This window comes from Massilia glaciei, from assembly GCF_003011895.2.
Taxonomy (GTDB): Bacteria; Pseudomonadota; Gammaproteobacteria; order Burkholderiales; family Burkholderiaceae_D; genus Telluria_A; species Telluria_A glaciei.
Genome location: NZ_PXWF02000072.1, coordinates 1 through 20,631, shown reverse-complemented (window position 1 = coordinate 20,631; position 20,631 = coordinate 1). Strand labels below are relative to the sequence as shown.

General features: G+C 64.3%; 19 protein-coding genes. 7 read left to right on the top strand and 12 right to left on the bottom strand.

The window, feature by feature from the left end; all coding sequences use genetic code 11:
* Positions 1–48 precede the first annotated feature (48 nt).
* Both C7C56_RS05455 and ubiE read right to left on the bottom strand, forming a co-directional pair.
* Positions 49–915, bottom strand: a complete 867-nt coding sequence (locus C7C56_RS05455; protein ID WP_106756513.1) for a Tim44 domain-containing protein — start codon at positions 913–915, stop codon at positions 49–51.
* Between the two features lie 11 nt (positions 916–926).
* Positions 927–1,658, bottom strand: coding sequence for a bifunctional demethylmenaquinone methyltransferase/2-methoxy-6-polyprenyl-1,4-benzoquinol methylase UbiE (gene ubiE, locus C7C56_RS05450; protein ID WP_106756466.1), 732 nt, complete (start codon positions 1,656–1,658; stop codon positions 927–929).
* Between the two features lie 146 nt (positions 1,659–1,804).
* On the opposite strand from ubiE, the gene C7C56_RS05445 reads away from it, so the two are divergent.
* Entirely contained in the window at positions 1,805–2,230 is a 426-nt protein-coding gene (locus tag C7C56_RS05445) for an energy transducer TonB (protein ID WP_106756465.1), read from the top strand.
* Between the two features lie 164 nt (positions 2,231–2,394).
* On the opposite strand, the gene C7C56_RS27935 is transcribed toward C7C56_RS05445, so the two are convergent.
* From C7C56_RS27935 to C7C56_RS05420, 5 genes are all read right to left on the bottom strand, one after another.
* Positions 2,395–3,279 carry a hypothetical protein gene (locus C7C56_RS27935; protein ID WP_146204294.1) on the bottom strand — a complete coding sequence of 295 codons (885 nt, stop codon included), beginning with the start codon at positions 3,277–3,279 and terminating at the stop codon, positions 2,395–2,397.
* A 532-nt stretch (positions 3,280–3,811) separates the two neighbouring features.
* The gene (locus C7C56_RS05435; RefSeq protein ID WP_106756463.1) at positions 3,812–4,240 is read right to left on the bottom strand and encodes a gamma-butyrobetaine hydroxylase family protein; all 429 of its coding nucleotides are present in this window, start codon (positions 4,238–4,240) and stop codon (positions 3,812–3,814) included.
* On the bottom strand, positions 4,241–4,675 hold the full coding sequence (locus C7C56_RS05430) for an HIT family protein (RefSeq protein ID WP_106756462.1): 435 nt from the start codon (positions 4,673–4,675) through the stop codon (positions 4,241–4,243).
* Positions 4,672–8,688 carry a DUF3683 domain-containing protein gene (locus C7C56_RS05425; protein ID WP_106756461.1) on the bottom strand — a complete coding sequence of 1,339 codons (4,017 nt, stop codon included), beginning with the start codon at positions 8,686–8,688 and terminating at the stop codon, positions 4,672–4,674. Before C7C56_RS05425 ends, C7C56_RS05430 begins: the two co-directional genes overlap by 4 nt.
* Positions 8,689–9,061: 373 nt before the next feature.
* Complete coding sequence (locus tag C7C56_RS05420; RefSeq protein WP_106756460.1) at positions 9,062–9,553, bottom strand: YqaA family protein; 492 nt, start codon at positions 9,551–9,553, stop codon at positions 9,062–9,064.
* A 190-nt stretch (positions 9,554–9,743) separates the two neighbouring features.
* Here C7C56_RS05420 and ilvA point away from each other — a divergent pair, with 190 nt between their 5' ends.
* From ilvA to hprK, 4 genes are all read left to right on the top strand, one after another.
* Positions 9,744–11,279: a threonine ammonia-lyase, biosynthetic gene (gene ilvA / locus C7C56_RS05415; protein WP_106756459.1), complete on the top strand. Its 1,536-nt coding sequence runs from the start codon at positions 9,744–9,746 to the stop codon at positions 11,277–11,279.
* Between the two features lie 18 nt (positions 11,280–11,297).
* Positions 11,298–12,128 carry an NADPH-dependent 7-cyano-7-deazaguanine reductase QueF gene (gene queF / locus C7C56_RS05410; RefSeq protein WP_106756458.1) on the top strand — a complete coding sequence of 277 codons (831 nt, stop codon included), beginning with the start codon at positions 11,298–11,300 and terminating at the stop codon, positions 12,126–12,128.
* Positions 12,129–12,491: 363 nt separating this feature from the next.
* On the top strand, positions 12,492–12,974 hold the full coding sequence (locus C7C56_RS05405) for a PTS sugar transporter subunit IIA (protein ID WP_106756457.1): 483 nt from the start codon (positions 12,492–12,494) through the stop codon (positions 12,972–12,974).
* Positions 12,975–13,020: 46 nt separating this feature from the next.
* Complete coding sequence (gene hprK / locus C7C56_RS05400) at positions 13,021–13,956, top strand: HPr(Ser) kinase/phosphatase (RefSeq protein WP_106756456.1); 936 nt, start codon at positions 13,021–13,023, stop codon at positions 13,954–13,956.
* A gap of 10 nt (positions 13,957–13,966) precedes the next feature.
* Here the strand turns inward: hprK and C7C56_RS05395 are convergent, their stop codons facing one another.
* Positions 13,967–14,806, bottom strand: coding sequence for a PhzF family phenazine biosynthesis protein (locus C7C56_RS05395; protein ID WP_106756455.1), 840 nt, complete (start codon positions 14,804–14,806; stop codon positions 13,967–13,969).
* A 181-nt stretch (positions 14,807–14,987) separates the two neighbouring features.
* Here C7C56_RS05395 and rapZ point away from each other — a divergent pair, with 181 nt between their 5' ends.
* Positions 14,988–15,851 carry an RNase adapter RapZ gene (gene rapZ, locus C7C56_RS05390; protein WP_106756454.1) on the top strand — a complete coding sequence of 288 codons (864 nt, stop codon included), beginning with the start codon at positions 14,988–14,990 and terminating at the stop codon, positions 15,849–15,851.
* A 296-nt stretch (positions 15,852–16,147) separates the two neighbouring features.
* A complete protein-coding gene (locus C7C56_RS05385; protein ID WP_146204293.1) occupies positions 16,148–16,597 on the top strand; it encodes a hypothetical protein in 450 nt (149 codons plus the stop codon).
* Positions 16,598–17,102: 505 nt separating this feature from the next.
* Here C7C56_RS05385 and C7C56_RS05370 read toward each other — a convergent pair.
* The 4 genes from C7C56_RS05370 to C7C56_RS05355 form a co-directional block, all read right to left on the bottom strand.
* Positions 17,103–17,759 (bottom strand): hypothetical protein, encoded by a 657-nt coding sequence (locus tag C7C56_RS05370; protein ID WP_146204292.1) that lies wholly within the window; start codon positions 17,757–17,759, stop codon positions 17,103–17,105.
* Between the two features lie 5 nt (positions 17,760–17,764).
* Positions 17,765–18,859: an enoyl-CoA hydratase/isomerase family protein gene (locus C7C56_RS05365; RefSeq protein ID WP_106756449.1), complete on the bottom strand. Its 1,095-nt coding sequence runs from the start codon at positions 18,857–18,859 to the stop codon at positions 17,765–17,767.
* Between the two features lie 115 nt (positions 18,860–18,974).
* Complete coding sequence (gene hpf / locus C7C56_RS05360) at positions 18,975–19,328, bottom strand: ribosome hibernation-promoting factor, HPF/YfiA family (RefSeq protein WP_106756448.1); 354 nt, start codon at positions 19,326–19,328, stop codon at positions 18,975–18,977.
* Between the two features lie 81 nt (positions 19,329–19,409).
* The coding region (locus tag C7C56_RS05355) for an RNA polymerase factor sigma-54 (protein WP_106756447.1) at positions 19,410–20,631 on the bottom strand (1,222 nt) is incomplete at its 5' end.

The window sequence follows — 20,631 nt, the reverse complement described above, 5'->3', positions numbered from 1 at the left end:
TGAACGCAACATTCGCGTCAGCGTGGAAACTTTCACATGAAAATAGTGTCAGGAGAGCTGCTGGATGCCCGCCAGCACCCAGCCGGTGCCGCCGGCGACCGGCTTGGACATATTCCACACCTCGGCGAACGGGACGGCCTCGGTGCCCGGGGCCGAGGTCAGCATGCCGGTGAACTTGACGCTGGCGAGGAAGTTTTTTTCCATGTTCTCGATGCCGAGCAGTTCGGCGTCGATCGCGACCACCTCGGTGACCTCGCCGACGGCGCCGCGCTGGACGATCTGCTGGCTCAGCTCGGCGAACACCTGGGGCGTCGTGAATTTGCGCAGGTCGTCGACGTCGGCCTTGTCCCAGGCCGCCTGCATGCGGATGAACGAGGCCTTGGCGTGGCGCAGGAAACCGTCGGCGTCGAAGGTCGACGGCACGCCCCAGGGCGCGGCGGCGGCCGGCGGCACCTTGGCGCCGATCGGCGGGGCGGCGGCGGGCGTTTTTTTGCCCTGGCCGGCGCCGGCGAACGGCGCGTTGGCGGGCGTGTCCTTGCGCCGCACCATGCGGTACACGAGCAGCGCCGCGAGCGCGATCAGCGTCAGCATGAGCAGCGTGGCGAGCAGGCTGGCCATTTCGGGGCCGATGCCCATCTTGGCGAACACGGCGCCAAGGCCAAGGCCGAGCAAGGCGCCGCCGAGCATGCCGGTGACGGCGTTTTCGGGCTTGGCCGGCGGCGCCGGCTGGGCGGGCGCGGGGACCGGGGCTTGTTCTTGTTGCGCCGCGGAGTCGACCTGGGCGGCGTCGACCTGGGCGGCCACGGCGGCCGACTGCAGGCCGATCGAGCGGCCACCGCTGAGGGAGCCGGCGCTGACGGCGGTGCTCGATACGGCGCTGAGCGCCAGCAGCAAGCTGATCAAGGTTTTTTTCATGTTCTTCATGCTCAGAGTTTGATGCCCGTGTGCAATGCCGCGACACCGGCCGTCAGGTTGAAGTACTGCACCCGCTCGAGTCCGGCATCCTGCATCATGGTTTTGAGGGTTTCCTGGTCGGGGTGCATGCGGATCGATTCGGCCAGGTAGCGGTAGCTTTCGGCGTCGCCGGCGATTTTTTGGCCGAGCCACGGCAGCACCGAGAACGAATAGACGTCGTACGGTTTTTGCAGCGGCGCGGCGACCTTGGAGAATTCGAGCACGAGCAGCTTGCCGCCCGGCTTGAGCACGCGCCGCATCTCGGCCAGCGCCTGGTCTTTGTGGGTCATGTTGCGCAGGCCGAAGGCGACGCTGACGCGGTCGAAATAATTGTCGGGGAACGGCAGTTTTTCGGCGTCGCACAGCAGGGTCGGCAGCACCAGGCCCTCGTTGAGCATGCGGTCGCGGCCCACGCGCAGCATCGACTCGTTGATGTCGGTGTGCCAGACCTCGCCGCTCGGCCCGGCCTGCTTGGCGAAGGCCATCGACAGGTCGCCCGTGCCGCCGGCGATGTCGAGCACCTTGAAGCCCGGCCGCACGGCCGCGTTGGCGATGGTGAAGGTCTTCCATACACGGTGCAGGCCGGCCGACATCAGGTCGTTCATGACGTCGTACTTGGCGGCCACCGAGTGGAACACCTTCGCGACTTCGTGGACTTTGTCGTCCTCGGACACGGTTTTGTAGCCGAAATGGGTATTGGTCATATGAGCGGGACGGATTGGACTTGTCACATTATACAAGCGCCCCGCCCCTGCCGGCGTCCGCGAGCGGCCCGCGATCATGCCCGTGAGTAGTTGCTTCGGAGGCGGCGCCGGAGGGGCACGCCGACAATCATGCCTGTAAGATACCAATGAGAAAAAAACAAGCCAGAAGGAGCAATCGCACCATGTCGACACACGCTGATCCAAAGCATCCACCGATGGCCGCTTTGCGGCCTTTTGGCCCGCTGCCCTTGATTGGCGCCGGGGCGTTTCTGGCGGCAATGTCGGGGTGCGCGCAAATGCCAGCTCCAGCTCCGATGGCACCGCATTGCGCCAAACCCTTGATGCCGGCGCAAGCCATGCGCGACAGCCAGCAAGGCACGGTGAGGCTGGCATACCTACTCGGCACCGATGGCGCGGTCAAGCAGGTAAAAGTGGATGAATCGAGCGGATTCCCCCTGTTGGATGCGGCGGCAATGGAGGGCTTGGGACGCTGCACATTCAATCCGGTAAGCAGGGATGGCAAACCGGCCGAGGCCTGGTACAAAATGCAGTATGTGATGTCGTCCAAATAGGCTGCCGGCCGCGATTGCCGGCGCCTCGCTGGCGCCCTTACTATACCGCCATCAATACTTCCTTTGCCCTGAACTAGGGCGGACACCAATGGCCGACTTTCGAAACCGCTTGCTGGTGCTTTTTTGCGCAAACAGTCCCGGACGGGCGCGTCTTCGCGCGTCGGTCAGGCCGGGATTGCTCGCGTGCGTCTCGATGCCGGAACCGGGAAACCTTCGTCGCTGCTGAACCACGCCACGAAAAGACGCCCGGGCTTTCCTTTTTGGGTCGGCAACGCAATCGTCTGTCGCGCTTCGGCGCGCCGAAGCGCGTCCACCACGTCGTCGATTGACACCGGGGCGCGCTTGGGCGGCGGGCCGGCAATCCTGCTCGCACGGCCCCTGAATCGTCCCACCCGCTGAATGCCCCGCGCATGTGGCGCAGCAAGGTTCGGGCAGGTTTCTGGCGTGCCAGCGTCGACAGTGCGCTGGGGTTGACGCACTTCGTGTGCGGCTAATGCGTGATGATCTTGCCGGGCGGCTGCAGCGGCGGTTGCAGCGGCGGCTGCAGGGGCGGTAAGCGGCGCGAGGGGTGTGGGCGGCGGCGCGGGTTGCGCAGCCACATGCGGTCTGCGTTCACGTTGGGATTGCTTACGGGGGCGCAGCGTGTCGGCGCGCTTCCATTCGCTTGTATTTGGAAAGCGGATCCAGATACTTGTCCAGGCGTTGCGCCGGATTCCACCCAAGGCGTTGGCAAAACCGCTGGGCGAGATGGCCTGTCCTTCGTAAAGAATGGCATCGCCCTCGACCAAGCCGTGATGGTTTTTCCCGTTAAATACGGTGCGCAGCAGCGTGCCATCGGGCAGGAACAAATGCTTCCATTGGTAACCAGAATTTGCCGGTTTGGGCAGCGCATCAGGATGGTGGCGCCAGACCCACTCCTCGACCTCCTCGGCGACGATTTCCCAGTCCTCCTTTTCGAAGAAGCTTCTGACCGATGCGTGGCTTAGTTGCTTGGCGATATGTTGCGAAATGGGGATCTCGGCGTAGACGGCCGGGTGATGGCGTTTCATGGCTTTTCTCCTTTTTTCCGATTTGACTGCATATTGGCCCGGCATTGCACGAAAGCGGCACGCGTCCGGACGATATCTGCGCGAATCGGCCAGACAACTGCGCGACTCGGTCCGGCAACGGCACGAATTGATCCGATGCTTGCACGATTTTTTTACGACAACGCTGGCGTGTACTTAGTTAGACACGCACACCACGTATCGTTCAGTTTCGGACGTAGAGCAGGATAGATCGGGTGGCGGGCGGGGAGTATCGGGCGACTATCACCGGAAATCGCTTCGCCATCGGGCAATGCCGGGTCGAACCGGGTGAAATAGGGCCTTTTTGGGAGGCGCCACATTCTGGAGGGGGCACGCCCGCGGGCGAGGTGGATTGCCGGATGGCAATGAATCCTTCGCCCAACAATCTCGCTGGGAAACCTTAGCGGCGCTGCATCATGCCGCTGCGCTTTTGCGCGGGCTCGGCGCGTTCCACTTTGCCGCGAGGCATGCCTTCCCGCAGAGGGGGAGGCGAGCCCGGGGACGACGGGGTTTGTCAGTGCTTGTGGCCGCAGCCCGCGCCGGTCGCGGCCTTGGATGCGAGCGCGGCGCCGGGCGCGCGTCCGCTGTCGCCGTCAAAGCCGGCCGCTTGCAGGCGCTGCAGGTAATCCTGCCACAAGGCGTCCTGCTCGTTGCCGAGTTTGTACAGGTAGTCCCAGGTGAACAAGCCCGTGTTGTGGCCGTCGGTAAAGCTCGGCTGCACGGCGTAGTTACCAACGGGGTCGAGCGCGCTGATGCCGACCTCGCGCTTGCCAACCTGCAGCACCTCCTGGCCCTGCCCATGGCCGCGCACCTCGGCCGACGGCGAGTACACGCGCAGCAATTCGAACGGCAGCGAGAACGCGGCGCCGTCGTCGAAGGCGATGTCGAGCATGCGCGATTTCTGGTGCACCGTCAGCGCGGTCGGGTTCGGTGAATGGCTCATTTAGTTATTTTCCTGGTTCATGCGGCGCACGATGGCGGCGCCAAGTTGCCCCAGCAGCGCGCGGCGCGCGGCCAGCACCGGCGCGTCGGTGGCGCGCACGGCGCCGGCCCAGACCGGCTGGGGAAAATGGGCGTCGTCGGAAAAACGCGGGATCACGTGCCAGTGCAGGTGCGGCGTCATGTTGCCCAGGCTCGCCACGTTGATCTTGTCGGGCTGCATGACTTCGCGCAGCGCCATCTCGACCCGCCACACGGCGTCGTTGAGCATAAGCCGGTCGGCCGCGGCGAGGTCGGACACCTCCTTGACGTGGGCGTTCCAGACCACCCTGGCAAAGCCCGGATAGGCGGCGTCGTCGACGAGGATCACCGACAACTTATCGTTGCGGAAAACCGGCTCGACGGCCAGCGCGCACAGCTCGCAGGCGGGCGAACTCACACCAGCACCCGTTCGATGCCGCCGTTGTTGGCGCGCGCCACGTACTCGGGCAGCCAGTTCTCGCCCAACAGATGGCGCGCGATCTCGATGACGATGTAGTCGGCCGTGGTGCCGGCGTCCTCGCTGTAGCGGGTCACCCCGCCCAGGCAGGCCGGGCAGCTGGTCAGGATCTTGACCTCGCCCGTAAAGCCGTCGGCACGCAGCTTGTCGGCCCCCTTGATCACTTCTTCCTCCTTGCGGAAGCGGACCTGCGTCGAGATGTCGGGACGCGACACCATCAGGCTGCCGGAGTCGCCGCAGCAGCGGTCGTTCTTCTCGATCTTGGTGTCGTCGATGGTGGTGATCAGCGCGTTGACGGTCTTGATCGCATCCTGCTGCTTCATCGGCGTGTGGCACGGCTCGTGGTACATGTAGCGGGTGCCGCTGACGCCTTCGAGCTTGACGCCCTTCTCCAACAGGTACTCGTGGATGTCCATGATGCGGCAACCGGGGAATATCTTGTCGAACTCGTAGGTGGCCAATTGGTCGTAGCAAGTCCCGCACGACACCAGTACGGTCTTGATGTCGAGGTAATTGAGCGTGTTGGCCATGCGGTGGAACAGCACCCGGTTATCGGTCATCATCTTGTCGGCCTTGTCGTACTGGCCGGCGCCGCGCTGGGGATAGCCGCAGCACAGGTAGCCCGGCGGCAGCACGGTTTGCACGCCCACCTCCCACAGCATGGCCTGGGTGGCCAGGCCGACTTGCGAGAACAGGCGCTCGGAGCCGCAGCCTGGGAAGTAGAACACGGCTTCGGTGTCGGCCGTGGTCGCCTTGGGGTTGCGGATGATCGGGATGACCTTGTCGTCCTCGATGTCGAGCAGCGCGCGCGCGGTTTTCTTGGGCAGGTTGCCCGGCATCTTTTTATTGATGAAGTGGATCACCTGTTCGCGCACGGCCGGCTTGCCGAGCGACGGCGGCGGCGCCTTGGTCTGCTTTTTGGCGAACTTCTTGAGCAGTTCGTGGCCCAGCCGCTGGGCCTTGTAGCCCCAGTCAATCATGACCTTGCGCGCCAGATTGATGGTCACCGGATCGGTCGCGTTAAGGAAGAACATGATCGCCGAGGTGCCCGGATTGAAGGATTTTTTATCCATCTTGCGCAGCAGGTTGCGCATGTTCATCGACACGTTGCCGAAGTCGATATTGACCGGGCATGGGGTGAAGCACTTGTGGCACAGGGTGCAATGGTCGGCCACGTCCTCGAACTCCTCCCAGTGCTTGATCGAGACGCCGCGCCGGGTTTGCTCCTCGTACAGGAAGGCTTCGATCAGCGAGGACGTCGCGAGGATCTTGTCGCGCGGCGAGTACAGCAGGTTGGCGCGCGGCACGTGGGTCGAGCACACGGGTTTGCACTTGCCGCAGCGCAGACAGTCCTTGACGCTGTTGGCGATCTCGCCGATGTCGCTTTGCTGCATGATCAGCGACTCGTGGCCCATCAGGCCGAACGACGGCGTGTAGGCGTTGCGCAAATCGGCCCCGAGGCCCTCGAGGTTGAGCAGCTTGCCCTTGTTGAAGCGGCCCTCCGGGTCGATGCGCAGTTTGTAGTCGCGGAATTCGCCGATCTCGTCCTCGGTCAGGAACTCGAGCTTGGTGATGCCGATGCCGTGTTCGCCGGAAATGACGCCGTCGAGCGAACGCGCCAGTTTCATGATGCGTTCGACCGCCCCGTGCGCGTCCTGGAGCATTTCGTAGTCGTCCGAATTGACCGGCAAGTTGGTGTGCACATTGCCGTCGCCGGCGTGCATGTGCAGCGCCACGAACACGCGCGAGCGCAGCACGCGCGCGTGGATCGCGGTGGTCTCGTCGAGGATGGGCTTGAACGCGCCGCCGTTGAAGATCTGGCGCAACTGGGCGCGGATCTCCTGCTTCCAGCTCACGCGCACGGTGCGGTCCTGCAACACGTCGAACAGGGTCGCGTCGGGCTGCTCGGCCAGGCGCGCGTCGAACACGACGGCGAGACGGTCGAGGCCGAGCGCGTACAGGGTGTCGCGCGCGCCCGCCAACGGCCGGTCGAGCTCGGCGAGCATGTAAGTCCAGCGCGCGCCGGCCTGCGCCAGCACCTCGTCGGCCTGCTGCGCGCGGTCGCCCAGCATCTCGGCGTCGCCGACTTCCTCGAGGTCCTCGTTCTTGCCCACCGGCAGATGACCGCCGGCGAAAAAGGTGCGCAACTGCTCGACCAGCTTGAGCTTGTTGCGGATCGACAGTTCGATGTTGATGCGCTCGATGCCGTCGGTGTACTCGCCCATGCGGTTGAGGGGGATGACGACGTCCTCGTTGATCTTGAACGCGTTGGTGTGCTTGGCGATCGCGGCGGTGCGGGCGCGGTCGAGCCAGAATTTCTTGCGCGCCTCGGGGCTGACGGCGACGAAGCCCTCGCCGACGCGCGTGTTGGCGATGCGCACCACCTCGGAGGCGGCCTGCGCCACCGCGTTCTCGTCGTCGCCGACGATGTCGCCGAACAGGGCCATTTTGGGCAGCACGCCGCGCTTCGATTTGGTCGCGTAGCCGACCGCGCGCAGGTAGCGCTCGTCGAGGTGCTCGAGGCCGGCGAGCCGGATCGTGGCGAATTGCGCGCCGCCCTTGGCCGGCAGGGCGTCGAGGTAGTCCTTGATTTCGACGATCGACGGAATCGCGTCGCGCGCCTGGCCGAAGAACTCGAGGCAGACGGTGCGCGCGAACTTGGGCATCTTGTGCAGGATCCAGCGGCCCGACGTGATGAGGCCGTCGCAGCCTTCCTTCTGGATGCCCGGCAGGCCCGACAGGAACTTGTCGGTGACGTCCTTGCCCAGGCCCTCCTTGCGGAACTTGCTGCCCTGGATCACCAGCTCCTCGGTCTTGAACGGCGCGCCCTTGCGCTCGCCCTTGGCCGACGGATGGGTCCATTCGAGCTTGAACTTGGCCACCGGGGCGTCGTGGATCTTGCCCAGGTTGTGCTCGAGCCGGGTGACCTCGAGCCAGTCGCCGTTCGGGTCGACCATGCGCCACGAGGCCAGGTTGTCGAGCGCGGTGCCCCACAGCACGGCCTTCTTGCCGCCGGCGTTCATCGCGATGTTGCCGCCGATGCAGGAAGCCTCGGCCGAGGTCGGGTCGACCGCGAACACGAAGCCGGCCTTTTCGGCCGCGTCGGAGACGCGCTTGGTGACCACTCCGGCGCCCGAGGCGATGGTCGCGTATTCGCGCTCGACGCCCGGCAGCATCGTCATTTCGACCTCGCCGAGCGTGATCAGTTTTTCGGTGTTGATGACGGCCGACATCGGCGTGAGCGGGATCGCGCCGCCCGTGTAGCCGGTCCCGCCGCCGCGCGGGATGATGGTCAGACCGAGTTCGATGCAGCCCTTGACCAGGCCGGCCATCTCGTCCTCGGTGTCGGGCGTGAGCACGACGAACGGGTACTCGACGCGCCAGTCGGTCGCGTCCGTCACGTGGGCCACGCGCTTCATGCCGTCGAAGCAGATGTTGTGTTTCTCGGTGTAGCGGCCCAGCACCTTGGTGGTGCGCTTGCGCAGGTCGTAGGTCTGGCGGAATTCGTTGCCGAAGTCCTCGACCGCGCGCCCGGCCGCCTTGAGCAACTGCGCGACGCTGTCGCTGCGCTGCCGTGACAGCGCGGGGTCGGCGTCGTCGGCGGCGTCGACCGTCAGGCGCCGCTTGTCGACCTCGGCGAGGCGGTGGTGCAGCGCGTCGATCAGCTCCTGGCGCCGCTTCGGGTTGTCGAGCATGTCGTCTTGCAGGTAGGGGTTGCGCCGCACCACCCAGATGTCGCCCAGCACCTCGTACAGCATGCGCGCCGAGCGCCCGGTCTGGCGCGCCCCGCGCAATTGGTCGAGCAGTTGCCACGAATCCTCGCCGAGCAGACGGATCACGATTTCGCGGTCCGAGAACGAGGTGTAGTTGTACGGGATTTCGCGCAGGCGCGTCGGCGCCGGTCCGATGGGTGTGTCGGCGAGCAATGCTTGGAGGTGTACGGGGGCGTTCATGTGATGTGTGACCGTTCAGACTGACCCAAAGGAGGACCATTTTAGCGTATTGCGATGCACAACGCCGGACAGCCCCCGCATTCCCAAGGGCATCCTCGACCCGCACCGCCGTGTATTCGATGCCAAAAAGCCACTCCGACAGAATTTATACTAGAAAATATTGCATACAATTCATTCATTGTTCGACGATTCGGGCCTGGCGCCGAACAGCGCAGAGGCTGAGAGTTTTTTGGACGTGGCCGAGCAGCGCGCCAGAAGGTGGCCGATCAAGTCGCAAAGCACAGCCATAGCTCGGGCTATGGCGAGCATTTGCAACGAAGAGCGGGCGCTTTCCGGCGTGCTGAGCGGGCATGGTCGAAAGACTCTCAGCCTCTCAGACCAACGCCTGGCCCAGCCATTTCCAGAAATCGTCGGGCACGTACAGCAACACGAGCGTCATCGTCACGTAGCGCAGGAACTTTCCGACCGCCATATAGCCCACGCTGGGCCAGAACGGCAGGTGCAGCCAGCCACCGAGCGTGCACAGCGGGTCGCCGATGCCGGGCACCCAGGACAGCAGCATGGTCTTGGCGCCGTAGCGCGCGAGCCAGCCGAACCAGCGCGTCTTGCGCTCCCTGGCGAAGGCGACCTTTGCGCGGTAGCCGAGAAAATAGTCGAGCGCGCCGCCGAGCGTGTTGCCGAGCGTGGCGACCAGGATCGCGGGCCAGAACATGGCCGGGTTGGCCTTGATCACCGCGAACACGGCCGGCTCGGAGCCGAGCGGCACCAGCGTGGCCGAGATGAAGCTGACCACGAACACCGAGCTTAGGCCCACCGCGGGCGCGGATAATTTATTGAGCAGCCAGAGCACGGCGGTTTCGATCATGGCACTTAAGGTGGGGTCGAGGGACCTCCATTATAATTAGCCAAAGCAATTGCACCGACACGGTGCGCCGAGCGCGCCATCCGCGCCCGCCGCGCCGCACTGCACACCCCCGGCAACCCGCCGCTCAGGACAGTCAGCACCCAGTCAACGCGTCCGGAAATCCGGCCCAGAACCATTTTGTTTGCAGACCATGACCACCGACTACTTAAAAAAAATCCTGACCGCGCGCGTCTACGATGTCGCCTCCGAAACCCCGCTCGAACTGGCGCCGATCCTGTCCGAGCGCTTCGGCAACCGCATCTACTTCAAGCGCGAGGACATGCAAAGCGTGTTCAGCTTCAAGGTGCGCGGCGCGTACAACAAGATGGCCAACCTGGCCCCGGCCCAGCTCAAGCGCGGCGTGATCTGCGCCTCGGCCGGCAACCACGCCCAGGGTGTGGCGCTGTCGGCCGCCAAGCTCGGCTGCCGCGCCGTGATCGTCATGCCGACCACCACGCCGAGCGTGAAGGTCGACGCGGTCAAGTCGTTCGGCGGCACCGCCGTCGAGGTGATCCTGCACGGCGAGTCCTACACCGACGCCTACAACCACGCGCTCACGCTCGAAAAAGAGCAAAAGCTCGCCTTCGTGCACCCGTTCGACGACCCCGACGTGATCGCCGGCCAGGGCACCATCGGCATGGAGATCCTGCGCCAGCATTCGGGCCCGATCCACGCCATTTTCGTGGCCATCGGCGGCGGCGGCCTGATCAGCGGGGTGGCCGCCTACGTCAAGCAGATCCGTCCCGACATCAAGATCATCGGCGTGCAGTCGCTCGACTCCGACGCGATGGCGCGCAGCCTCAAGGCCGGCGCGCGCGTGACGTTGCCCGACGTCGGCCTGTTCGCCGACGGCACCGCGGTCCGGCTGGTCGGGGAGGAAACCTTCCGCCTGGCCCAACTTTACGTCGACGAGATCATCATCGTCGACACCGACGCCATCTGCGCCGCCATCAAGGACGTGTTCCAGGACACCCGCAGCATCCTCGAGCCCTCGGGCGCGCTGGCCGTCGCCGGCGCCAAGGCCTACATCGAGCGCGCCGCGCTGACCAGGAACCCGGTCAACAACGAGACCCTGGTGGCGATCGCCTGCGGCGCCAACATGAACTTCGACCGCCTGCGCTTCGTCGCCGAGCGCGCCGAGCTGGGCGAGTCGCGCGAGGCCGTGTTCGCCGTCACCATCCCCGAGCAGCGCGGCAGCTTCAAGCGCTTCTGCCAGCTGGTCGGGCCGCGCAACGTGACCGAGTTCATCTACCGCATCAGCGACGCCAAGGCGGCCCATGTGTTCGTCGGCCTGCAGATCGCCAGCCGCGACGAGCCGGGCGTGCTGGCGCGCAGTTTCGAGGCGCACGAGTTCAAGACGCTCGACCTGACCCACGACGAACTGGCCAAGCTGCACATCCGCCATTTGGTTGGCGGCAAGAGCGCGCTCGCCCACGACGAGCTGCTGTATCGTTTCGAATTTCCGGAGCGGCCGGGCGCGCTGATGCGCTTCCTCGACCGCATGGCGCCCAACTGGAACATCTCGCTGTTCCATTACCGCAACCAGGGCGGCGACGTCGGCCGCATCCTGGTCGGGCTCCAGGTGCCGGCCGAGGAGATGGAGGCGTTCCGCCTGTTCCTGACCACGCTGGGCTACCGCCACTGGGACGAGAGCGCCAACCCCGTCTACAAGCTGTTCCTCGGTTAAACCACACCCGAAAGCCCCATGAGCAACACGCCCGACCTTTCTCCGCTTGGCAAGACGTCCGCCTACCAGACCAGCTACGCGCCCGGGCTGCTGTTCCCCATCGCGCGCCAGGCCAAGCGCGACGAACTGCAACTGACGGGCACCATGCCGTTCTTCGGGGTCGACATCTGGAACGCGTATGAATTGTCGTGGCTCAATTTGCGCGGCAAGCCGCAGGTCGCGATCGCCACCGTGACCGCGCCGGCCGAATCGCCCAACATCATCGAGTCGAAATCGTTCAAGCTGTACCTGAACTCGTTCAACCAGACCCGGCTGGCCGGCCCGGACGCGCTGCTGGCCCTGCTCAAGGCCGACCTGGCCAAGGGCTTCGGCGCGCCCGTGCACGTGGCGCTGACGCTGCAGGACGCGTTCGGCACGCTCAAGATGGGCGAGCTCGACGGCCTGCTGCTCGACCGCCTCGACGTCGAGATCGACCGGTACACGCCGAGCCCGGCCCTGCTGCGCGCCGGGCGCGCCGGCGCGCCCGTCGACGAGACGCTGGTGTCGCACCTGCTCAAGTCGAACTGCCTGGTCACCGGCCAGCCCGACTGGGCCAGCGTGCAGGTGCGCTACGTGGGCCCGCAGATCGAGCAGGAGGGCCTGCTCAAGTACCTGATCGGCTTTCGCGAACACAACGAATTCCACGAGCAGTGCGTCGAGCGCATCTTCATGGACATCTGGCGCCAGTGCGCCCCGCAAAAGCTGGCCGTGTACGCGCGCTACACCCGCCGCGGCGGGCTCGACATCAACCCCTGGCGCAGCAACTTCAGCGGAGCGCCGCCGTCCAACCTGCGCACCGCGCGCCAGTGACCGGGGCGCCCACCCGGGCGCCATGCCATCCGGTTTCGATTTACAATAAAACAACAGCGAGGCGCACCCGCCGCGCCCCCGGGCATGGTCCGCGCCGCGCGCGCGGCCGTGCAAATATCAGATCCGGGGCCGCGTGGCTTCACAAAAGCGCGCCAATCGCGTGATTTCGCGAAGGAAATTTTCCCGCGACCCGGCGCGGGCCCGCGGACCGCTTCCCGGGTGGCACAACCTGTGGTCGACTTGCCAAATAGCAATACCAAACAATTCGCAGGCGCGTGCGATTTCCGGTGCCACTGCTTGAAAACAGGCCTATAATTCTGGCTCGCAAGCACCCTTGTGCATCGCACCAATTGACTTAGTGTTATGACTAACCTCAGTAAAATATTATCGCTAGAGAACGTACTGCTCGATCTGGAGGTTTCCTCCAAAAAGCGCGCCTTCGAGCAGGCCGGATTGATTTTCGAGAATAACTGCGGGATCGCGCGCTCGACCGTGTCCGAGAACCTGTTCGCGCGCGAGCGCCTCGGTTCGACCGGGCTCGGCCATGGCGTGGCCGTGCCGCACGGGCGCATCAAGGGCAGCAAGAGCCTCAAGGGGCCGCTGGCCGCGTTCGTGCGCCTGGTCGAGCCGATCCCGTTCGAGTCGCCCGACGGCCAGCCCGTCAAGCTGCTGTTCTTTTTGCTGATCCCCGACCACGTCACCCAGCAGCACCTCGAGATCCTGTCCGAGATCGCCGAAATGTTCTCCGACGACGCCTTCCGCACCGCCCTGTCGATCGATCCCGACCCGCGCTCGGTGCATTCGCGAATTATCAATTGGCAACCCAGCCTGCAGGCCTTGGGTTAAACTTTGCTGCCGGGCGCACCGCGCCCACTTGCCGAAGACCTCCCCCATGCTGCAGACACCGCTGACCATTCAACGGCTGTACGACGACAACCGCGACAGCCTGCAACTGGGCTGGTTCGCCGGTTTCCCCGGCGGCGAGCGCCTGATCTCGGGCGACGTGGCCTCGGCCGCCGACCAGGTCGGCCACCTGAACCTGATCCATCCGGGCCGCATCCAGGTCTTCGGCCACCAGGAGCTGACCTATTACCACCGCCTCAAGTCGGGTTCGCGCAGCCACGTCATCGGCGAGCTGATCGCCGGCGGCCCGCCCGCGCTGATCATCGCGCAGGGGCTCGACACCCCGCCCGACATCCTCGCCATTTGCGACGAGCAAAACATCCCGCTGTTTTCGACGCCGCTGCCGGCGGCCCAGGTGATCGACTTCCTGCGCGTCTACCTGTCTAAAAAACTGGCGCAGCGCATCATCATGCACGGCGTCTTCATGGACGTGCTCGGCGTGGGCGTGTTGATCACGGGGGACTCGGGCCTCGGCAAGAGCGAGCTCGGGCTCGAGCTGATCTCGCGCAGCCACGGTTTGGTGGCCGACGACGCGGTCGAGTTCTCGCGCATCGCGCCCAATATGATCGAGGGGCGCTGCCCGCCCCTGCTGCAAAACCTGCTCGAGGTGCGCGGCCTTGGCCTGCTCGACATCAAGGCCATCTTCGGCGAGACCGCCGTGCGCCGCAAGATGCGCCTCAAGCTGATCGTGCATCTGGTGCGCCGCGGCGCGCTCGAGGAGGAGGTCGAGCGCCTGCCGTTCCTGTTTCCGACCGAAGACGTGCTGGGGCTGCCGGTGCGCAAGGTCGTCATCCCCGTAGCGGCCGGGCGCAACATCGCCGTGCTGCTCGAGGCGGCGGTCCGCAACACGATCCTGCAACTGCGCGGCATCGACACCTTGCAGGAATTCATGGAGCGGCAGCGGCTGGCCATGAGCGGCGACTGACGCGCTCCCGCTACCAGCTCAGCTCGCCTTTTCCGAGCGCGACCACGCGCCCGCCCACCGCGATTTTGCCGTCCGCGACCTTCAGCGTCAGTTGGCTCGGACGCCCGATCGCGCCGCCCTGGTGCACCACCGCGTCGAGCGCCCTGCCGCCCTCGGTCGCCTGCCACCAGGCGCCCAGGTTGGCGCAGGCCGAGCCCGTGCCCGGGTCCTCGCTGACGCTGCTGTCGTTGCTCATCCAAAAGTAGCGCGCCTCGAAACCGTCCCCGCTGCGCGCGAACACATAGGCCTTGGGCTGGCCGCTGGCGTTGCGCGAGTGTCGCGCCAGCAGCGCCGCGACCGGCTTGCAGGCGCGCACGTCGGCGACGCCGCGCAGTTCGATCATCGGTTGCTCGGTGCCGCAATCGAACCACGAGGCGGGGCCGGCGATGGCCTCCTGCGGCAGGCCCAGCATCGCGGCCAGCTCGGCCGTTGTTGCCTCCATCGGACGCTGTTTCGCCGCCCCGACCGAGAGATGCCAGCGCCCATCCTCGCGCCAGACCGGGATGACGCCGGCCTTCATTTCCAGCGCAAATTGCTCGCCCGCGCCCAGCAAGGCGCTGACCACCGCGGCCGAGCCGAGCGTGGGATGGCCGGCGAACGGCATCTCGTAGCTCGGCGTGAAAATGCGCACGCGCGCGGCCGCCCGCGCCGACGGCAGCAGGAAGGTGGTTTCGGACAGGTTGAACTGGCGCGCCACGGATTGCATCTGCTCGTCGCTGAGGGCGCCGCCGTCCTCGACGAAGGCGAGCGGATTGCCGCCGAAGCTGGACTCGGCGAAGACGTTTAGAATTTGATACGAGATGGTGGGCATGGGGCGGTTTGATTTTTTATTTGCGTATAACCTGCGGTTACGAAAGGGTATGCATAGTGCATACGGAGGCCATCCAGAAACACAACAGAACACTTATATTTTACGCAATTGGGGCAACTTTCGGTCGGCTAAAGATCAGTTCGCCATACCTCCAAGCCGCAGCTTACGGTATCATCCCCGCATGCGCATCGTACTCATTACCGGAATTTCCGGCTCCGGCAAATCCGTGGCACTCAATGTGCTCGAGGACGCGGGCTTTTATTGCGTCGACAACTTGCCGCCGGCTCTCCTGCCGAGCCTGGTGCTGACGCTGGCAACCGATGGCACCTCGATGCTCGCCGTCGCGGTCGATGCGCGCAGCGCCGAGTCGCTGGTCGACTTGCCTGCCAACATCAAGACGCTCAAGGACCAGGGGCACGACGTCAAGGTCGTGTTCCTGACCGCGAACACGCATTCGCTCGTGGCGCGTTTTTCCGAAACGCGGCGCAGCCATCCTCTATCGCACAAATTGCGCCCCGACGAGAATCCGGCCTCGCGCCGCACGCTGGTCGAATGCATCATGGAGGAGCGCGAGCGCCTGTCGGCGATTCAGCAGCTCGGCCATGTGATCGACACCTCCGACCTCGCCGCGCACAAGCTGCGCAACTGGATCAAGGAGCTCATCGCGATCGAGCGCGCGCCGCTGACGCTGTTCTTCGAATCGTTCGCGTTCAAGCTCGGGGTGCCGCTCGACGCCGATTTCGTGTTCGACGTGCGCGCCCTGCCAAACCCGTACTACGACCTGACGCTGCGCCCGCTGACCGGCATGGACGCGCCCGTGATCGCCTTCCTCGACGCCCAGCCGAGCGCGGCCGACCTGCTGGCCGACATCCTCGCCTTCATCGAGAAATGGCTGCCGTCGTTCAAGACCGACAACCGCAGCTATCTGACGGTGGCGCTCGGATGCACGGGCGGCCAGCACCGCTCGGTTTATATGGCCGAACGGCTGGCCGCCCATTTCGCCCCGACCGAACGGGTCGTGCTGCGCCATCGCGAGCAGAGCTAGACGCGGGTTTGCCGGCGTGGCCGGCTTGGCGCAGTGTTTGCGCGTTTTATGGAAATCTTGTTTGCATGCTGTCGCCGCCTGCTTTTCAACTGCGGGGGCTAGCGCAAAAGCGCTGGCATCTCAAACGTTGGGCTGCTTGTGGCCCAAACGCACTAGCAGCCGACCGCATCGCGTTTCATTGGACACGTTCCACGTTACGGCAACGATTTCGAGACAATGAAAGTTGAAACCAAAAAGGGTCGAGTCGGTTGGGTTGTTGCAGTCGAGGGCGTCAAAATCTTGTCGCGGGGGTGAAATTGATTGCCAACCCAATGGACCACTTCCTTGTCTGGGACACGGTGTCGATGGCATGGACGGAAGTCGGACTTAGCTCTGCCGATTACCCCAAGATTGCCCTTGAATTGAGAGCCAATTACTCAACCTGGGAAGAAGTGAATGAAATCATCATGGGGGATGTTCTTGGGTCTTTTGCGGTTAAGTCTGCCTTTTTTCCGCTGGCGCTAATTCCGCTCATTGGCATGTTTCTCATCACTCCGTTCCCTGATTGGGGATACGAGAAAAGCTACCTGCAAAAGCGCATGATGCGCTGGCAACGACTTCCCCGCTGGCAGCACTACTTGAACCCGGTTCGCCTGGTTGGCTACCCGATCGCGTACCTTTTCTCTTTATCGCTCCGTCACAAACTCAAGGCTGCCTACTTCTCACAGACTCCGACTAACGCTGAGCTTGGGCGTTCCACCTTATGAAACCCATTCATCAGTTCACTGCCAAGTTGGTCTTTCACTTCAAGGATCATGGGCCGGACCGGCGTCGCTGTTTCTTGTTCGACGAAGGATTGCATCGGCGTGTTCCGATGCAGATGAAGGGAGTTGATCCCGAGTACGCCCACGGCTTGACCGGCGCCATCAAGAACGGGTTGGATTGACTGGTTAGCTATGAGCCGTTTACATGCAAGCCAGTCGCTGTGCTGAATGCATCGCCTCGCGCCCACCATGCCGATGGTGCGCTTCGGAAGATTCTCAAGACGATGGCAGCGACAATCGTTGAACCGGCGTCAGTAACTATTCCTTTGATCGGCTCTGGACTCGATGAGAATGGCATGGTGGGTTCGCCATCCGTGGCCTTGGCAATCCGGGAATCACTCGAAAGCTTGTATGAAGCAGTGGATCTGCAGCGAGTTTCAACGTCGGCGTCATTTCCTTTGCGGTAGCAAACCGGTGACGCCCAGGGGCGACGGGCGACGGTTGTCGTTCAGGGTCCGACCGGATAACCGATTTCTCGCGCATCCAAAACGACGTCCCGCAGGCTGCGCGAAGTCGGGAACGCCGCGAGCAATTCGGCGCTCAGCGGTTCGTGCGCGAACACCCTTGCTACCGCGCCCGCTTCGACTTCAAGCTCGTGGTAATCCTCCGCAAACGACTGGTACGTTTCCGGGCCGCCATCCAAGGCCGACAACATCCACAGCGAACCGTCAGGATCGTCCTCGCCTTCCGGGTAGTCGATATCGCCATGCGACCAGGTGAAGTCGCCGGCGCGGCGCCAGATGCAGAAGGTGGTGTTTTGCATGCTGAATGCCGGCTCCTTAAGCGCGCTCTCAAACTGGACAGGCACATCGTCAAGGACGCCCGGCCAGGTCCGCAAGGGCGTTTCACGATAGGGCGACATCGTACTTTCGTGGTCGAATCCCTTTAGAAAACAACCCGCGTCGTCGAACAGGGTAAAGAAGTCGTCACCCGATCCATTGCGCATGGATCCCATCTGCGCATTCTCGCCCCAATTGGCATTAAAGGAGTAATAGCGGTACTGCCATTCCTCTTCGAGTATCGCATCGAGCATGGCCAAGGCTTGCAACAGACGTCGCAGGGTTTCCGGCTTTGGCAATTGCGCGAGGTCGCGGGTCGATATCATCGTCGTTACGCCCCCGTTTGCAGATCGCGCAGCGGATGCGCGTGCGCCGGCCACACCGGCGCGAAGAAGCGCGCCACCATCTCGTCGCTGACCTGCGCCAGTTCCGGCGGATTCCATTGGGGCGCGTTGTCCTTGTCGATCACCAGCGCGCGCACGCCTTCGAGCACTTCGCCGTGCTCGAAATTGTGCCGCACCATCGTGCGCTCCATGCGCAGGCAGTCGGCCACGTCGAGCCCGGCGCCGCGCGCGAGCAGTTCGCGCGTCACGCACATCATCAGCGGCGAGCGGCTGCGCATCGCCGCGACCGCCTTACGCGCGAACTCGCCGCCGTCGGCCTCGAGCGAGTCGAGCATCGCCGCCACCGAGCCGGCCGCGAAATGGCGGTCGATCGCGCCGCGCTCGGCCTTGAGTTGGCTCTCGCCCTCCTGCCCCGCGAACGGCGCGGCGAAATCATTGATCGCCGCGCACAGCTGCGCCCCCGGCGTGGCCGCCAGCAGCCGCGCCAACGCCTCCATCTGCGCCTGCGGCACGAACAGGTCGGCCAGCCCCGCATAGAGCGCGTCGGCGGCGCCGATGGTCAGCCCGGTCAGCCCGAGGTAGTTGCCCAGCCTGCCCGGCGCGCGCGACAGGAAATAGCTGCCGCCGACGTCCGGGAACAGGCCGATGTTAACCTCTGGCATGGCCATCTTGGTGCGCTCGGTGACGATGCGCAGCCGGCAGCCGGGGCCGCCCTGGGCGATGCCCATGCCGCCGCCCATGATGACGCCCTCCATGAGCGCGATATACGGCTTCGGGTAGTGGTGGATCAGGAAGTTGAGCGCGTATTCCTCGGTGAAGAAATCCTCGAGCAGGGCGCTGCCGCCCGTCGGCGTGGCGAGGCCGCATTCGTGGAAGAAGCGGATGTCGCCGCCGGCGCAGAACGCCTTTTCGCTGCTGCTGCGGATCACCACGGCGTCGATGTCGGGGTCGCCGCGCCACGCCAGCAGTGTTGCCGTCAGTTCGCGCACCATCGCCAGCGAGAGCGAATTGAGGGCCTTGGGGCGGTCGAGGGTGATGAAGCCGGTGCGGTGGGCGGTGCTGGTGAGGACGAATTCGCTCATGGCTGTCTGCGTAAAAAGAAAAATACCATTTTAGCAGCGGCGCCTTGCGAACGGCCCAATGAAAAATGCCGTCGGGCGCGAGCCGGACGGCATTGATCAGATTTCCGTGGGCGGCTTACGCGGCGGACGGCTGCTCTGCTTCAGGCATGTGCTTGATGGCCTGGTGGTCGTGGTCCTGGACCTTGCTTTTGTACTTCATGACTTGGCGGTCGAGCTTGTCGATGAGGGTGTCTATGGCCGCGTACAGGTCGTGCGACAGGCTCTCGACGTAGACGGTCTTGCCGGCCAGCCGCAAGTTGATCTCTGCCTTTTGTCGTTTTTCTTTTTCGGTCAGATTGTCGACGGTGAGGATGACGGCGATGTCGATCACTTGATCGAAGTGGCGCTTGACGCGTTCAAGCTTGGTTTGTACGTATTCACGGATGGCTGGTGTCACTTCGAGATGATGTCCACTGATTGTGAGATTCATACACACTCCTAATTTATGTCAGGCAGTTCATGCGCCGGGCGCAGAGGAACGACGAAACTACAAACAACATTACAAACTACACTACAAACACTTGCGCAGGCTGACTGGCGGGATCTTGAGCGCCTCGCGGTATTTCGCCACGGTGCGGCGCGCGATGACCATTCCCTGTTCCCCCAGCATGTCCGCGATCTTACTGTCGGATAATGGATTTTTTGGGTCTTCTGCTCCTGTCAATTGCACGATGAGTGCCCGGATCGCCGTCGACGATGCCTCGCCCCCCGCTTCGGTGGCGACATGGCTTCCGAAGAAATATTTCAACTCAAACATGCCATGCGGGGTCAGCATATATTTTTGAGTCGTCACACGAGAAATAGTACTCTCGTGCAGACCAAGTGTATCAGCTATTTCGCGCAGCACAAGTGGACGCATCGCAACCGCGCCATGGGAAAAAAAGTTGCGCTGGCGCTCGACGATGGCCTGGGCCACGCGCAGGATGGTGTCGAAACGCTGGCGCATGTTCTTGATGAGCCACTTGGCCTCCTGCAGCTGGGCCCCCATCTGGCCCTCGCCCTTGCCCTGCTTGAGCAGGCTCGCGTACAGGCTGTTGACGCGCAGGCGCGGCATTACATCGTTGTTGAGCGAGACGGCCCAGCCTCCCTTGGCGCGGCGCACGATCACGTCGGGCACCACGAAGTCGGCGACGTCGACGGCGAACACCGCGCCCGGATGCGGGTTGCACTGGCGGATCACGGTCTGCGCCTCGCGCAGGTCCTCGTCGTCGCAGTCGAGCGCCTTTTTGAGCTTGTTGAATTCGCGCTGCGCGAACCAGGCCAGGTGCTGCTCGACGATGAGCAGCGCCATGCGCCGCGTCACCATCGGCACGCACGGCATGCGCCGGATCTGCAGCGCCAGGCATTCGGACGCGCAGCGCGCGCCCACCCCGGGCGGGTCGAAGCTTTGCAGCAGCGACAGCGCGGTCTTGAGCTCGTCGGGGTCGATCTCGAGTTCGGGCGGCAGCCGCTCGAGGATTTCGTCGAGCGTCTCGCGCAGGTAGCCGTTGTCGTCGAGCGCGTCGACGATCAACTCGACGAGCGCGCGGTCGCGCAGCGCCAGCCCGGTCACCCGCATCTGCTCCATCAGGTGCTCGCGCAGCGTGGTCGCGCCGCACTCGAGCTGGGGCCGCGAATCCTCGTCGTCGGGCGACTTGCCGCGCGCGGCCTCGCCCCAGTCGCCGTCGGCCTCGGCGCCGCCCGCCTCAACCGCGCCGGCCTCGCCGTCGGCGCCGCCCTCGCCCTCGGGCGCG